Origin of the sequence: Streptomyces sp. YIM 130001 (assembly GCF_003574445.1) — a bacterium.
GTDB lineage: Bacteria > Actinomycetota > Actinomycetes > Streptomycetales > Streptomycetaceae > Streptomyces.
The window spans coordinates 85,897-103,111 of the sequence record NZ_KZ984560.1; the positions used below are offsets into that span (position 1 = coordinate 85,897).

A 17,215-nucleotide genomic window follows, 5' to 3' on the forward strand; every position below is an offset into this window, starting at 1 on the left:
AACCGAAGGAGCTGCAACCGTGGGCAACCACAAGGACATCGACCGGGCTTCGACGGCCGCCGTGCCGGTGGGCGTGGTCGGCGCCGGAGTCATGGGCGTCGGCGTGGCCCAGTGCTTCGCCGACGCCGGACACCCGGTGGTGGTCGTGGATCCCCGTCCGCAGGCGCTGGAGGCCGGACCGGCCCGGCTGCGGGACGGCATCCGCACCGCTCGGCTGCTGCGCCCGAAGAACGCGCCCGCCGGCCCCGGAACCGGCATCGACGCACTGCCCGGAACACCGGAACGGGTGCGCTGGTCAGCCGAGTTGAGTGCGCTCGGCGACGCTCTCCTCGTCGTGGAGTGCGCCCGCGAGGACGAGCCGCTGAAGAAGGAGATCCTCGGCGAGCTCGACCGGGTGTGCCCGGCCGAGGCCGTGTTCGCCTCCAACACCTCGTGCATCCCGATCGCCGTGCTCGGCTCGTACACCGGCCGCCCGGACCGCGTGATCGGGACGCACTTCATGAACCCGGCGCCGCTGAAGCACTCGGTGGAGGTCGTCCGCGCCCCCACCACGAGCGAACGGACCCTCCGGCTCACCGAGGGCTTCCTGGCCGAGATCGGCAAGCAGGCCATCGTCGTCGGCGACGCTCCCGGCTTCGTCACCAACCGCGTCCTGATGCTGACCCTCAACGAGGCGGCCGCGGTGTACGGCGAGGGAACCGCGGACGCGGAGACCGTCGACCGCATCTTCCAGGACTGCTTCGGGCACCCCATGGGCCCGCTGCGCACCGCCGACCTGATCGGACTCGACACGATCGCGGACTCCCTCGAGGTGCTCCGGCAGCACACCGGCGAGGAGCGCTTCCGGCCCTGCCCCGAACTCGCCCGCCTGGTCGCCGAAGGCCGGCTCGGCCGCAAGTCGGGCAGCGGCTTCCACCAGTACGCGCAGCTCACGCAGCACACCCAGCAGAACCAGACCGCACGGGGAGGAGTCAGCCGTGGCTGACGTACGAAACGCAGAGGCCGTCGGGCCGGTCGGGCCCGCGCCCGACTCCGGCCACACCGCCGAGGTCGTGGAACTGACCGGCCCACTCGACACCGGCGCGCTGCGGCGCGCGGTGGCCCAGGTGGCGCGGGAGACGGACGTCCTGCGCCCGCTCGCGGACGCCGAGGAGCCGCTGCCCGTCGTGGACCTCGGCGCGGAGCCCGACCCGGCCGCCGCCGCGCACGCCTGGGTGCGCGCACACACGGAGGCCGGCCGTGCGCCGGAACCGGTCTGGGCACTGCTGCGTCTCGCACCGGACCTCCACCACTGGTTCCACCGGCACGACCGCGCGTCGGTGGACGCCTACGGCTGCTCGCTGATCAGCCGGCGCGTGGCCGAGGTGTACGGCGCGCTCACCGAGGGCCCGTCCGATCGGGCGACCGACGGCCGGCTGACCGACCACGCTCCCCGCGTGGACCCCGCCGTGCGCGCCGCGGACCGCGCCCACTGGAGCCTGCGCCTGAAGGACCGCCCCGAGCCGGTGACCCTCGCCCGCGCGGACGGTGCCGGTCCCGGCGGGGGCGCTCCGGTACGTTCCGGTGCGGTACCGCTGGGCGCGGCCGGCACCCACGCCGTGCGGGCAGCGGCCCGGTACGCGGGTGTGCCCGTGCGCACGGTCCTGTCCGCGGCCGTCGCCGCCTACGTCCACCGGGTCACCGGTGCCACCGATCTGGTCCTCGGCCTGCCTGTCGACGGCCGTACGGAACGCGCACAGCTGCGCTCCCCCGCGGCGGCCGGGCACACGGTGCCGCTGCGGCTGACCGTACGTCCGGGGACGCGCTTCGCGGACCTGGTGGAGCAGGTGGCCGAGGAGTCCCGGGCCGCGCGGGCCCATCAGCGGTCCGGGCACGCCGAGTTGTGTGCGGCGCTCGGACTGCCGCACGACCACCCGCCGCTGTACGGGCCGGTGGTCGACGTCCGGGTACCGGGTGCCGAGCTGCGTTTCGGCGCGCTCGCGGCGACCGTCCGCCGGGTCGGCCCCGAGCCGGTCGAGGACCTGCGCATCGTGCTCGACGAGGATCCCGCGGACCGCGGTCTCCTGGTCGTCCTGCACGGCGCGTCCGACCGTTACTCCACGGCCGAACTCGACGGGCACGCCGCCCGCTTCGGCCGGCTCCTCGTCGCGGCCGGCGCCGCACCGGGCCACCCCCTCGCCTCCTACGAACTGCTCGACGCGGCACAGACGTCGGCGCTGTCGTACGGGGCCGTCCCGCGGCAGGACACCACCGCGCACACCCTGACCGATCTGCTGCAGGACGCCGCGGACGCGCATGCCGACGCGGTCGCCGTCCGCGACCGTGACACCCGGCTCACCTACCGCGAACTCCACGAGCGCGCCGACAGGTTGGCGCATTTCCTGATCGCACGCGGAGTGGGGCCCGAGCAGGTCGTGGGGCTGCTCCTCGGCCGGTCGGCGCAGACCGTGGTGGCGATGCTCGCGGTCCTGAAGACCGGCGCCGCCTATCTGCCGCTCGACCCCGCCTACCCGGCCGAGCGGCTGCGCTTCATGATCGGTGACGCGCGGCCCAGCTGGGTGATCGCCGAGGGGACGGAGGCCGCGGACACCGTACGGGAGCACGCCCGGCAGGTCCTCGTACTCGACGACGCCGACACGCGCGCGGCGCTCGCCGCGAGCCCGTCCGGAGCGCCCGTCGACTCCGACCGCACCGCACCGCTGCGGCCGTCGCACCCGGCGTACGTCATCTACACCTCGGGCTCAAGCGGCACCCCCAAGGGTGTGGTGGTGCCGCACCGGGCCGTGGCGCCCCTGGTGCGCTGGGTGGCCGACGAGTTCGGTGCCGAGGCGATGGCACACACCCTGGCCGCCACCTCGTTCAGCTTCGACGTCTCGGTGGCCGAGCTGTACCCGCCGCTCACCCGCGGCGGCACCGTCGAGATCGTCGGCAATCTGCTGTCGCTGCTCGACGACGATCCGCCGGGCTGGTCCGGCGGACTGCTGTGCGCGATTCCCTCGGTGTTCAACAGCCTCCTGGAGAGCGAGGCCCTCGAAGTCTCGGCCACGACGGTGGCCATGGCGGGCGAGGCGCTGCCCGCGGCGCTGGCCGACCGGGTCCGGACCCTGCTGCCCGGCACCACCCTGCGCAACATCTACGGCCCCACCGAGGCCACCGTCTACGCGACCTCGTGGACCGACGGCGAGCAGCCGGGCGCCCCGGAGGCCGGCGCCCCACCGATCGGCAGGCCGCTGCCGCACGTGCGCGCCTACGTCCTGGACGGCGCCCTGCGCCCGGTGGAGCCGGGCCGGCCCGGCGAGCTGTACCTCGCGGGCGAGTCCCTCGCACTCGGCTATCTGCGCCGGCCCGCACTCAGCGCCGAGCGCTTCGTCGCCGATCCCTACGGGCCGCCCGGAGCCCGGATGTACCGCACGGGCGACCTGGCGAGCCGGCGCGAGGACGGCCGACTCGACTTCCTGGGACGGGTCGACGCCCAGGTCAAGGTCAACGGCTTCCGGATCGAGCCGGGCGAGGTCGAGGCGGTGCTCGCCGGGCACCCGGACGTCGCCGAGGCGATGGCCGTCGTGCACCGGGACCCGGGCGGGGCGGGCCGGCTGAGTGCGTACGTGGTGCGGGCGCCTGGGCCCGGCGGGGCTGAGGTGGAGGAATTGCGCGACTGGGTGGCGTCGCGGCTTCCCCGGCATCTGGTGCCGGCGGACTTCTCTGTGGTGGGTTCGCTGCCGCGTACCGGGAGCGGCAAGTTGGACAGGGGGGCTCCGGTGCCCGTGCCCGAACCCGGGGCGCCCGGGGGTGCCCTGCCGAGCGGGCCCCCTCAATCGCCGGAGGGGCTCGGTCTGCCGGACGGGCTCGAGAAGCCGGACGGAGGCGAGGGGCACGACGGGCCCGGGAAGCCGGACGAAAGGGGCGGTGACGAGCCCACCTCCCGTGAAGCGCTCGTCGTCCAGGTCTTCGGTGAGGTGCTGCGGAAGACGGACGTGCGGCCCGAGGACGGGTTCTTCGAGCTCGGTGGCGACAGCATCATGTCGATCCAGCTGGTCAGCCGGCTGCGCCGGGCCGGGCTCGTCCTCACCCCGCAGGACGTCTTCGAGCACAAGACCGTCCGCGCGCTGGCCCGGATCGCCCGGGAGACCCGCAAGCCCGTCCAGCGCGACGCCGCCACCGGTGTGGGCGACGTACCCCTCACCCCGATCGTGCACTGGCTGCGTGAACTGGACGGACCCATCGACGGGTTCCACCAGCTGGTGGTCCTGCAGACGCCCGCGGGCGTACGACAGGACCTGCTGCGCGGCGCGGTGCAGAAACTGATCGACCACCACGACGCGCTACGGCTCCGCCTCGATCACCGCACCCGCGACTGGCGCCTCGAGGTCCGCGCACCCGGTTCGGTGTCCGCCGATTCCTGCGTCCGCCGCGTGGACGCGCGGGGAGGCGAGAGCGTGGAGGCACTCCTCGCGGAGGCGGTCCCGCGGGCGAAGTCCGAACTCGACGTGCAGGAAGGGTCGATGGCGCGCGTCGTCTGGCTGGACGCCGGCGACGAGGCCACGGGCCGCCTGGTGTTCATGCTGCACCACCTGGCCTGCGACGGCGTCTCCTGGCGCATCCTGGTCCCGGACCTGATCAGCGCCTACCAGCAGCTCGAGGAGGGCTCCGCCCCGAGCCTGCGCCCGGTGGAGACCACACTGCGGGAGTGGAGTGCGGCACTGACCGAGCAGGCCGAGCAGCCGGCCCGCGTCGCCGAACTGCCCTTGTGGCAGAAGATCTTGGCCACCGGGGGCCCGCAGCTGGCCAAGCGCCCGCTGGACCCCGCGCGGGACGTCACCAGCCGTGCGCGGAACCAGGTGATGACCTACCCGGCCGACCGCGCCCGGCACCTGTACAGCACCATCCCGGCGGCGTTCCACTGCGAGATCAACGACGTACTGCTCACCACCTTCGCGGTGGCCGTCCAGCAGGTGCTCGGCACCGAGGAGGACGTGGTCCTCGACGTGGAGGCGCACGGACGTGAGCCCGTCGTCCCCGGCGCCGACCTCTCCCGTACGGCCGGCTGGTTCACCAGCATGTACCCGCTGCGGATCGCGCCGGGGTCCGTCGGCGAGGCCGGACGGCACGACTTCGGACGGCGGCTCGGCCGGGCGGTGCACCGGGTCAAGGAGGACCTGCGCGCCGTGCCGGACAAGGGCATCGGCTTCGGCATGCTCCGCCACCTCAACCCGGGGACCGCGGACGCCTTCGCGGACGCCGCCGCCCGGCACATCGGCTTCAACTACTTCGGCCGGTTCCTGCTGCCCGCGGCCGCCGGCGCCCAGGAATGGGGACCGGCTCCGGAGGCCGGCATGTCGGCGGGTGCGGACGCGGACATGCCGCTCTCGCACCCCCTGTCCGTCAACGCCCTGACCCGGGACACCGACCAGGGCCCGGCGCTCGACGTCAGCTTCATGTCGCCCGAGGACATCCTGATCGACGACGACGTGGTCGAACTGATCGGCCACACCTGGTTCGAGACCCTGGACGCGCTCGCGGCGCACGCCGAGGAGCCGGACGCGGGCGGCCGTACCCCCTCCGACTTCCCGCTGACCGCACTCACCCAGGAGGACGTCGAACGGCTCGAGGAGGCCTACCCGGGCTTCGACGACGTGCTGCCGCTCTCCCCGCTCCAGCAGGGCCTGCTGTACCACGTACTGCTCGGCGGTCTGAACGAGGACGCGGTGGACGGCACCGAGCACGGCGTCTACACCACCCAGGTATGGCTGGAGCTGGAAGGGCCGCTCGACCTCGACCGGCTGCGCCGGGCCGGCCAGGACCTGCTCGGCCGGCACGCCAACCTCAGCGCGGCCTTCGTCCACGACGGCCTGCCCGAACCGGTACAGGTCTTCGGCGCCGACGCCACGCTGCCCTGGCGGGTGGAGGAGCTCACCACCGTCCTCGGCGACCGGCTCGAGGAGGAGCTGGAGCGGCTGCTGCTGCACGAGCGCAGCAAGCCGTTCACCCCGGACGCTCCGCCGATGATGCGGATGATGCTGGTGAAGCTCGGCGATGACCGGCACCGCGTGGTGATGACGAGTCATCACATCCTGCTCGACGGTTGGTCGTTGCCGGTCATGCTGCATGACTTCTTCACCTTCTACCGGCAGGCAGGCGGCGTGGACACGGACGTCGCGCTGCCGGCGAACACACCGTTCCGCGAGTACCTGTCCTGGCTGTCCTCGGTGGACGACGCCGACGTCGAAGCCGCGTGGCGGAACGCCCTCGACGGACTCACCGGCTCCACCCACATCGCGCTCGAGGAGGGCTCCGCGGACCCGGTGCCGCCGGGAAACGTCCTGGTCGAGCTCGACGAGGCCACCACCCTGGCCCTCGTCGACACGGCCCGCCGGCACGGCGCCACCCTCAACACGGTGCTGCAGACCGGCTGGGGCATCGTGATGGGCCAGGAGACCGGCAACAGCGACGTCGTCTTCGGTTCCGTGGTCTCCGGCCGTCCGGCCGAACTGACCGGTGTGGAGACGATGGTGGGGATGTTCATCAACACCGTCCCCACCCGGGTGCGCCTCGACCCGGCGGAGACGTTCGGCGCGTTGATGTCCAGGCTCCAGCGGGAGCAGGCGGCGCTGATGCCGTACCAGCACGTCAGCCTCGGTGAGATCCGCCGGATCACCGACATCGGCAACCCGTTCGACACCGTGATGGCGTTCGAGAACTACCCGTTGGACGGCGAGGCGCTGGCCGAGCCCGCCCCCGGCCTGAAGGTCGTGGCGGCGCACGGCAACGACGCTCCGCACTTCCCGCTCAGCCTGATCGTCTCGCCCCGCGGCGAACGTCTGCAGGTGGGCTTCGACTTCCGGCCGCATCTGCTGCCGGAGGAGAAGGTCCGCGCACTCGCCGACCGGTTCGCCGCACTGCTCACCACCATCGCCGAAGAGCCCGCCCGCCCGGTCGGTTCCGCGGTCGAACTGGCCGAGTCCGCTCCGGCGGCCGACGTCGCCGATGCCGTCGAGGCGGCGGTGGACAGCGGTATCGGTGTGCTGCTTCCGCTGCGCACCACCGGGGAGCAGCCGCCGGTGTTCTGCGTGCATCCGGCGGCCGGGATCTCCTGGTCGTACGCGGGGCTCAGCCGCCCGCTGGGTACCGACCGGCCGCTGTACGGGCTGCAGGCGCGCGGCCTGGACGGGACCGACGTACTGCCCGCCTCGCTGTCCGAGATGGCGGCGGACTATCTGGAGCATGTGCGCTCGGTGCGGCCGACCGGCCCGTACCACCTGCTCGGCTGGTCGTTCGGCGGTCTCGTCGCCCACGAGATGGCCGTACAACTCCAGGCGGACGGTGAGCAGGTGGCCACACTCTCGGTACTCGACGCGTTCCCGTCGCCTCCCTCCGCGCTGCCGGACGGGGAGCCGTCGGACGGCGGTCCGGTGGCCGGACAGGACGTGCTCGCCATGGTCCTGGAGTTCTTCGGCTACGACCGGTCGGCGTGGGCGGGCGAGACCCTCACGTACCCGCGTTTCGTGCAGATCGCGCACGGTCAGGAGGGGCTGCTCGCATCCTTCGACGAGGAGCAGGTGGCCGCGGTGGCACGGATCTTCTCCAACAACGCCACCCTCTCCCGGGATCACCGGCCCGGCCGCTTCGAGGGCGACCTGCTGATGTTCCTGGCCCGTGAGTCGGCGCCGGAAGTGGCCGAGGAGCAGTGGCGGCCACTGGTGGACGGCGAGGTCGAGCTGCACGAAGTCGACTGCTCGCACGGAGAGATGGGGCGCCCGCAGCCGCTGGGCGAGATCGGCAGGACGCTGCGCACGCGTCTGTGACCCACCGCAGTACCGGACAAGCAGGAGAACCCGCATGGTCATGAGCTCGGAGCCGCAGCACATGCCGGAACCGTCCGCGGCGCCCGCCGGCGCCCCGGTCGGCCTTCCGCTCACCACCGCGCAGTACGGGATCTGGCTGGGGCAACAGCTCGCCCCGCCGGCCCGGTACCACGTGGCGGGCGGCTTCGAGATCGCCGGGGACCTGGAACCCGCCCTGTTCGAGGCGGCGTTCGCGGCCGTCGTGGCCGAGTCCGAGCCCCTGCGGGCCCGGTTCTCGGCCACGGCCTCCGGCTCGCCGCGGCAGCGGTCCGGCCCGCTGCCCGCATGGCACGTGCCGTACGTCGACCTGAGCGGCGAGAGCGCGCCGATGGTCTCGGCCACGGAGTGGATGCGCGCCGATGTGATCCTGCCCTTCGACCTCGCCTCGGGACCGCTGTTCAGGACGGCGCTGCTGCGGCTCGGTCCGCGGCGTTTCTGCTGGTACCTGGCCGTGCACCATCTCGTACTCGACGGGCTCGGCGGCGCACTGTTCGCCCGCCGGGTCGGCGAGGTGTACGCCGCGCTCGAACGCGGTGCGCAACCGGCTCCGGTGCCGGTCCGGCTCGGCTCGCTGCTCGACGAGGAACGGCGGTACCGCGACTCTCCCGAGGCCTGTGCCGACCGCGCCCACTGGCTCGGACGGATGGCCGACCGGCCCGGACCGCTCGACCCACCGCCCGCCACGGCGGCCGCGTCGGCGAACGGGCTGCCGTCGAGCGGGATCGCCCGGCTACCGGGCCCCGGCCACACGGCGCTGCGCGACCTCGCCCGGGGGCTCGGTGTGCGGTGGCCGGTGCTCGCGGTCGCGGCGACCGCTGCGCTCGCGGCCGTCCGCTCGGGCGCGCCGGAGGTCGTCATCGGCATGCCGGTGGTGGGCCGCACCCGCTCCACCGCCCGCGACGTGGGCGGCACCGCGTCGAACGTGCTGCCGCTGCGGATCGAGGTACCGGCGTCGCGTAGCGGTGCCGCCCTCGTGCGCGCGGTCGGGGCGGAGATCGACGAGGCGCTGGCGCATCAGCGGTACCGCTATGAGGACTTGAGCCGGGACCTGGGCCTCACCGGCAGCGGGCAGCGGCTGTACGCAGTGACGGCCAACGTGATGCCGTTCAGCTTCGGACACCGCTTCGCCGGACGGCCCATGACGAGCCGTCATATCGCGGTGGGCCCGGTGGAGGACCTGTCGGTGTCCGTGCGGCCCGACGGCCGCTCGGGACTCGACGTGGAGCTCTACGCCGACCCCGGCCGGTACGGGTCACGGGAGGCGGCGGCGGAGGCGCGGCGCTTCGTCCGCCTGCTCGGCCGGATCGTCGCCGACCCGGAACTACCCCTGGGACGACACGAGTTGCTCTCCTCGGGCGAACGTCGCCGCCTGCTGCCGCGCCCGGCCGACCCGCAGGCGGTCTCCCCCGGCCCGCCGCAGGAACCCGACACCCGCACCCTCCCGGACCTCTTCGAGCGGCAGGCGGCCCGCGACTCCTCGGCTCCCGCGGTGACCTGCGGATCGACCACCCTCTCGTACGGCGACCTCAACGCGCGGGCCAATCGGCTCGCCCGCGCCCTGGTCCGGCGGGGAGCCGGACCGGAACGCACCGTGGCCGTCGTGCTGCCCCGCTCGCCCGAACTCGTGGTGGCGCTCCTCGCGGTGTCCAAGACCGGGGCCGCGTATCTGCCGGTGGACCCGGACTGGCCCGCCGAGCGGCGCCGGACGGTCCTCGACGACGCCCGCCCGGTGTACGTCCTGGACTCGGCCGAATCGGGCGACCCAAGCGACGCCGGCGACTTCGGCGACTTCGGCGGCTCCGGCGACCCGACCGCTGACCTCCACGACAGCGAGCGGACCGCCCCGCTCACCGCCGGGCACGCCGCGTACGTCATCTACACCTCGGGCTCGACCGGCCGGCCCAAGGGCGTGGTCGTGCCGCACCGCAGCCCCGTGGCCCTGCTGTCCGGTGAGGGAGAGAGGTTCGGGCTCGGCGCCACCGACGTGTGGACGATGTTCCACTCCGCCGCCTTCGACTTCTCCGTATGGGAGATGTGGGGCGCGCTCGCGCACGGCGGACGCCTCGTCGTCGTCCCGCACGACGTGAGCCGTTCCCCGCGAGCGTTCCTCGACCTGCTCGCGAGGGAGCGGGTCACGGTCCTCAACCAGACACCCTCGGCGTTCCACTCCCTGGACCGGGCCGACGCCGAGGACGGGAACGCGCCACGCGAACTGGCCCTGCGGCTCGTGGTGTTCGGCGGCGAGCGGCTGCGTCCCGCCGCGCTGCACCCGTGGTTCGAGCGGCGCGGCGACTGCGCGCCGCTCCTGGTCAACATGTACGGCATCACCGAGACCACCGTGCACGCCACCCGGCTCGACCTCGGCGCCCGGCACACACGGGAGCCCGGCAGTCCCGTGGGCGGCCCGATATCCGGCGCCCGGCTCCTCGTCCTGGACGACCGGCTGCGACCGGTGCCGCCCGGCGTTCCCGGCGAGCTGTACGTCGCGGGGGACGGCGTGGCCCGTGGGTACCTCGGCCGGCCGGAGCTCACCGCCACCCGCTTCGTGGCCGACCCGTACGGCCCGCCGGGATCGCGGATGTACCGGTCGGGCGACCGGGTGAGCGCCCGCACGGACGGCAGCCTGGAGTATCTGGGGCGGGCCGACGACCAGGTGAAGATCCGCGGGTTCCGGATCGAACCCGCCGAGACCGAGTCGGCACTGCTCGCCCTGCCCGAGGTCGCGGAGGCCGCGGTGGTGGCCGCCCCGGACGAGGAGCACGGCACCCGGCTCGTCGGCTACGTGGTACCCGCCCGGCCGGACGCCGACGAGGAGGAATTGCTCGCCGGGGTCCGCGAGCGGTTGCGCGACCGGCTGCCCGCGCCGTTCGTCCCCGCGTTCCTCCGTGCGCTGCCCGCCCTGCCGCTCACCGCGAACGGCAAGGTGGACCGTGCCGCCCTGCCCGAGGCCGTCCCGCTCGCCTCCAGCGCCTCGCGCCCGCCACGCACCGCGTCCGAACGCCGCCTCGCCGGGCTGTACGCCGCACTGCTCGACGTGCCGCCCCCGGGCGCCGACGACAGCTTCTTCGACCTGGGCGGGGACAGTCTGCGGGCGACGCGTCTGGTGGCACTGATCCGCGCCGCGTTCGCCACGGACATCGACGTGCGCGACGTCTTCGACCGTCCTACCGTCGCCGATCTGGCCGCCGAACTGGACCACCGAGGGGGTGGGCGGCCGGCCCCCGCCGACCTGCCCGTCCCGGCCGGTCCCGCCCCGGTGCCCGCCGCGGGCGCTGGGCCCGCACCGCTCTCGCACGCCCAGCGCCGCCTGTGGTTCCTCGGACAACTCACCGGCCCGGACAGCGCCTACCACGTACCGCTGGTCCTGCGGCTGAGCGCGGAGCCGGACCGCGACGCGCTGCGTGCCGCCCTCGCCGACCTCGTGGACCGGCACCGGGCGCTGCGCACGGTGGTGGCCGACGGCCCCGACGGCCCCGTCCAGCACGTCATCGCCACGGACGCGTGCCCGCAGCCCGCCGAAATCACCGTCCCAGCCGACGAGTTGACCGATGCGCTGGCCGACGCGGCCCGCCGCCCGTTCCGGCTCGACGTGGAACCGCCGCTGCGGAGCGCGCTGTTCACCGTGCCGGGCCGTCCGCCGGTGCTGCTGCTGCTCCTGCACCACATCGCCTGCGACCACGCGTCCGTCGGCCCGCTCCTGGCCGACCTCGGCGCGGCCTACACCGCCCGACTCCGCGGACAGGCCCCGCACCTGCCCGAACTCCCCTTGCAGTACACGGACTTCGCGCACTGGCAGGACACGTCGGCACCTCGCGGAGGCGAACCGCCCGAGTGGATCCGCAGGCGGCTCGACCACTGGACCCGAGCGCTCGACGGGCTGCCCGAGCGGATCGAACTGCCCGACGACCGCCCGGAGTCGCCCGCGGACGGCGGCGACACGGTCACCTTCACCGTCCCCGCCGAGGTGCACCAGCGGCTCACGGCGCTCACCGCCGCCGAGGGCGCGACCGTCTTCATGGCCGCGCACACCGCACTCGCCGCGCTCCTCACCCGGCTCGGCGCGGGCGACGACATCCCGATCGGAACCGCAGTATCGGACCGCCCCGACACGCGTCTCGACGCCGTCGTCGGCTTCTTCGTCAACACCCTGGCCCTGCGCACCGACACCTCCGGCACCCCCACGTTCCGCCAACTCCTCGCCCGCGTACGGGAGTCCGACCTGGCAGCCTTCGCCCATCAGGACGTGCCCTTCGACCTGGTCGTCGACTCGGTGCGGCCGCAGCTCGGGGCCGACGAACTGCCCTTGTTCCAGGTGATGTTGATGGTCACCCCTGCCGTCCCTGACCAGGTCGGCCTCGGAGGGGCCCTGACCGCCGCCGTCGGCACCGCGCCCGTCGGGTCGGCGAAGTTCCCGCTCTCCTTCAGTCTGAGCGAACGCCGCGCCGGCGACGGCACCCCGCTCGGCCTGGACGGCGTACTCGAGTACCGCACCGGCCGCTTCGAACCGGACACCGCGGCGGAGATCGCCGCCGGACTGGTCCGGCTGCTCACCGCAGCGGCCCACGACCCGGACACCCCGCTGCACCGGGTGGACGTCATCGGCGACCGGACACGCGAGCGGCTCCTCGACTGGGGCACCGGCGCACCCCTGCCACCCGAGGCGGCGTCCACCCTCACCGGCCGCTTCGCCGAGATGGTCCGGCGCACCCCGCACGCCCCGGCCGTCCGGACCCCGCACGAGGTCTGGTCGTACGCGGACCTCGACGCGCACTCGGACCGGCTCGCCGCGCGCCTGTCCGGATACGGCGTCACCACCGGCACACCCGTCGCAGTGCTGGTCGAGCGGGGCGAGCACCTGGCCCGGACGGCGCTCGCCGTCCTCAAGTGCGGTGGTTTCTATGTGCCGTTGGACGCCCGCGCACCCCGCGCCCGCCGTCGCTCCGTCCTCCGCTCGGCCGCCGTCGCCGTCCTGGTGACCGACACCGACGAGGGCACCGCGAGCACGCCGCCGGACGGCCCGGCGGTCATCGACCTGCGTGGGGACGAATCGGTCCCGCCGCCTCTCCCCGATGCCCCCGCACCCCGCCCGGCGACCCACCCCGGCGCCCTCGCCTACACCGTCCACACCTCCGGCTCCACCGGCGTACCCAAGGCCGTGGCGATCACCCAGGGCGACGTGCTCGCCTACGCACTCGACCGGCACTGGCACCGCGAGGCCGGACCGCACCGCTGCCTGCTGCACTCGCCGTACTCCTTCGACGCCTCCTCGCAGGAGCTGTGGGTGCCGCTGCTGACCGGCGGCGAGGTGGTGGTCGCCCCGCCGCAGGAACTCGACCTCGCGACGCTCGAGCGCCTGGTGACCGGCACCGGCGTCACCTTCCTGTGGCTGACCGCCGGCCTCTTCCAGCTGGTGGCCGACGAGAACCCGCGCTGCTTGCGCGAGTTGGAGCAGGTGTGGACCGGCGGAGACGTCGTGTCACCCCGCGCGGTGGCGGCGGTGCGCGCCGCCTGCCCCGGCATCGTCGTCGTGAACGGCTACGGCCCCAGCGAGACGACCACCGGATCCACCCTGCACCGGGTCACCGACCCGCCGCCCGGATCCCCGGAGGAGACCTACGCCCGCAGCGGCGTCCCCATCGGCCTGCCGGTGGACGGCGGCCGGGCCTACGTACTCGACACACATCTCGAGCCGGTGCCGCCGGGAGTCACCGGGGAGCTCTATCTGGGCGGCACCGGGGTCTCCCGCGGATATCTGGGAGACCCCGCGCAGACCGCCGGGCGTTTCGTCGCCGACCCGCACGGGGTGCCCGGCGCCCGCATGTACCGCACGGGCGACCTGGCCCGATGGCTGCCGGGCGGCGTCCTGGCCTTCCGCGGCCGGGCCGACGGGCAGGTGAAGCTGCGCGGCTTCCGGATCGAGACCGGCGAGATCGCCGCCGCACTGACCGACGTCGACGCGGTGGGGCAGGCCGCCGTCGTCCTGCGGGAGGACCTGCCCGGCCGGCCGCGTCTGGTCGGCTATCTGGTGCCCGAGCCCGGCCGGACGGTCGACGAGAGCGCGGTACTCGACGACGTCGCCGGCCGACTGCCCGCGTACATGGTCCCCGCCGCCCTGGTCACCCTCGACCGGCTGCCGCTCACCGGCAACCAGAAGATCGACCGGGGCGCCCTGCCGGCCCCGGCCGGACCCGTCGCCGGGCCGGCCGAACCGGCCACCGACACCGAGCGCGCACTGTGCGCCATCGTCGCCGATCTGGTCGGCCGGGCCACGGTCGGCGCCGACGACGGCTTCTTCGCACTCGGCGGGGACAGCATCACCGCCATCCAGCTGGTCAATCGGGCCCGTACGGCCGGACTCGAGTTCTCGGTACGGGACGTGTTCCGCCACCAGACGGTGGCCCGGCTCGCGGCCGTCGCACGGCTCGCCGGTCCCGGGAACGCTCCCGCGCCGGACCCGGACGAGGGCACGGGAGCGCTGCCGGCCACACCGGTGATGCGCTGGTGGCGCGGCCTGCCCGACAGCGACCCGGACGGCTTCAGCCAGTGCGTCACCGTGCAGACTCCGCCGGGCCTGCGGGAGGACACGCTGGTGTCCGCCCTCCAGTGGCTCGTCGACCAGCATCCGGCGCTGCGGCTGCGGCTCGCCCCGGAAGCGCCCGCGCAGGACTCGCCGACGGCGCCCGGCTCCTGGGGGCTGGTCGCCCATCCGCCCGGCTCCGTCCGCGCCGCCGACTGCCTGCGGGTACGCCGAGCCCCCGCCCGTACCGGCGAACTGGCCGCCGCCGTCGCCGAGGCAGCACGGAGCGCACGCACCCGGCTCGATCCCGCGAACGGGCGGATGCCGGCCGTGGAGTTCCTCGACGCGGGACCGGCGCGGCCGGGCCGCCTGGTGCTCGTCGTGCACCACCTGGCGGTGGACGGCGTCTCCTGGCGCATCCTGCTGACCGACCTGGCGGACGCCTACCGCTCCTTCGCGGACGGCCGCACCCCGCAGCCACGACACCCCGGCACGTCGTTCCGCGACTGGGCCCGCCACCTCGCCCGGCAGGGCGAACAGGGCGCCCGCCAGGCCGAGTTGCCGTTCTGGGAGCGCATCCTCGACGGCGGGCCCGGCGCCGCTCTCGGGCGCCGCACGACCCAGGCGGCCACGACCGAGCGCACCGACCGCCGCGGCCCCGCAGACGTCGACAGCCGTCCCGGCCGGCCCTCGCCCACTCCCCGCGCCCCCGCCGTCCACCTCTCCCTCTCCCTGCCCGCACGCCGCACCGAACCGCTGCTCGCCGAGGTCTGCCGCGCCTTCCAGTGCGGCCTCGAGCCCGTCCTGCTCACCGCACTCACGCTCGCCCTCGAGGAGTGGCACCGCCGCCACGGCCCGTCCGAGCCACCGGGCCGGCCCGGCGGACTGCTCCTCGACCTCGAGTCCCACGGCCGCCCCGACCTGCCGGGCGACGGGCTCGAACTCTCCCGTACGGTCGGCTGGTTCACCTCCCTGCACCCCGTACGCCTGGACCCCACCAGCTGCACCTGGCAGGACGTGTGGACCGCGGGCCCCGCCCTCGGCCGCGCACTCAAGCAGGTCAAGGAACGCCTGCGGGAGATCCCGGACCGCGGTGTGGGCTACGGCGTACTGCGCCACCTCGACCCCGCGGCGGCGCCCACCCTCGCCCGCCTGGGCAGCCCCACCGTCGGCTTCAACTACCTGGGACGGCTCGCCGCCCGGTCCGGCGCCGACTGGAGCCCGACCCCGGAATTCACCGAACTCCCCGCCGGCGGACCCGTGTTGCCGGACGGGCACCGCCTCGACCTGGGCGCGATCGTGGTCGACGGGCCGGACGGGCCGCGGCTGACGACCACCTGGACCTGGGCCGAAGACCTGGGCGACGAGAGCCGGTTGAAAGAACTCGCCCAGCTCCTGCTCACCGCGCTCGACGCCCTCGTGATCCACACCCGAGCCGCCGGCGCCGGCGGCCTCACCCCCTCCGACCTGCCGCTGGTGGCCCTGGACCAGCAGGAGATCGAACGGCTGGAGGCCGGGCACCCGGGCCTCACCGACGTACTGCCGCTGACTCCGCTGCAGCACGGCCTGCTGTTCCACGCGCTGTACGCCCCGCACGTCCCCGACGTCTACCAGGCCCAGTTGAACCTCCACCTCGACGGCGAGCTCGACCCCGGCACCCTGCGCGCGGCCGCCGGGGCGCTCCTGGAGCGGCACCCGAACCTCGGCGCCGCCTTCGTCCACGACGATCTGCCCCGGCCCGTACAGCTCCTGTCGGCCCGCGCCGAACCCGGCTGGCGGACCGTGGACCTCACCGGCGTACGGGCGGACCGGCGCGAACGCGTCCTCGCCCGGATCACCGACGCCGACCTGCGCCGCCGGTTCCCGCTCGACCGTCCGCCGCTCGTCCGGTTCTCGCTCTTCCGGTGCGGGGGAGCGGACTGGCGGCTCGTCGTCACCCATCACCATCTGGTGATGGACGGCTGGTCGATGCCGCTGCTCGTCGGGGAGCTGTTCGCGCTGTACCGCGCGGGCGGACGCGCGGGCGCGCTGCCGCCGGTCACACCGTTCCGCGACCACCTCGCGGAGTTGGCCGGCCTCGACCGGGACACGGCACGCAAGGCCTGGCAAGCGGCCCTCGAGGACGGCCCGGTCGGCGCCGCTCACCTGACCGCGCCCGGTCGAGGCGCCACCGCACCCGCCGAATCACTCCTCGTCTCCGTCCCGCCACCGGTCACCGAGGCCCTTCGGACCTGGAAGTCCCGGGGGCTCACGCTCAACACCGTGGTCCAGGCCGCCTGGGCCCTGCTCCTTGCCCGCCGTACCGGGGCACGGGACGTGGTGTTCGGTACGACCGTCTCCGGGCGGCGGCCCGAACTGCCGTCCGTGGACTCCATGATCGGCCTCTTCATCAACACCGTCCCCGTACGCCTGCGGCTCACCGGGAGCGAAGGACTCGGCGAGCTCCTGCACCGCTTCCAGGACGAGCAGGCGACGCTGCAGCCGCACCAGTACCTCGGCCTGGGCGAGATCCAGCAGGCCGCCGGCCGACGCGACCTCTTCGAGACCCACGTCGTGTTCGAGAACTACCCGCTCGACCGGATCCGGCTCGCCGACGTCGCGCCCGGACTGCGCATGGTGAACAGCGAGGGCCGCGACGCGTCGCACTACGCCCTCTCCCTCACCGCCTACGCCGAGGACGACCGGCTCCACCTACGGATCGCCCACCGCCCCGACGCCGTGGACCGCCCCACGGCCCACGCCGTCGCCACGGACCTGGCACACCTCCTGACGTCGATGGCCACCCGCCCCGACCGCCCCGTATCCGATCTGCTCCCCCGGCCCACGAGGCCACTACCGTCCCGACAGAAAGGCTGAA

General features: G+C 74.2%; 3 protein-coding genes. All 3 read left to right on the plus strand.

The features are described 5' to 3' along the window. Window positions 1-19: 19 nt before the first annotated feature. From DSC45_RS22865 to DSC45_RS22875, 3 genes are read left to right on the plus strand one after another with little or no spacing between them, the layout of a single operon-like run. Window positions 20-985: a 3-hydroxyacyl-CoA dehydrogenase family protein gene (locus DSC45_RS22865; RefSeq protein WP_240434786.1), complete on the plus strand. Its 966-nt coding sequence runs from the start codon at window positions 20-22 to the stop codon at window positions 983-985. Then, window positions 978-7,802 (plus strand): non-ribosomal peptide synthetase, encoded by a 6,825-nt coding sequence (locus tag DSC45_RS22870; protein WP_119293792.1) that lies wholly within the window; start codon window positions 978-980, stop codon window positions 7,800-7,802. The genes DSC45_RS22865 and DSC45_RS22870 overlap by 8 nt, the downstream gene beginning before the upstream one ends. 34 nt (window positions 7,803-7,836) lie before the next feature. Beyond that, window positions 7,837-17,214 (plus strand): non-ribosomal peptide synthetase, encoded by a 9,378-nt coding sequence (locus DSC45_RS22875; protein WP_119293793.1) that lies wholly within the window; start codon window positions 7,837-7,839, stop codon window positions 17,212-17,214. Window position 17,215: the final 1 nt, after the last annotated feature.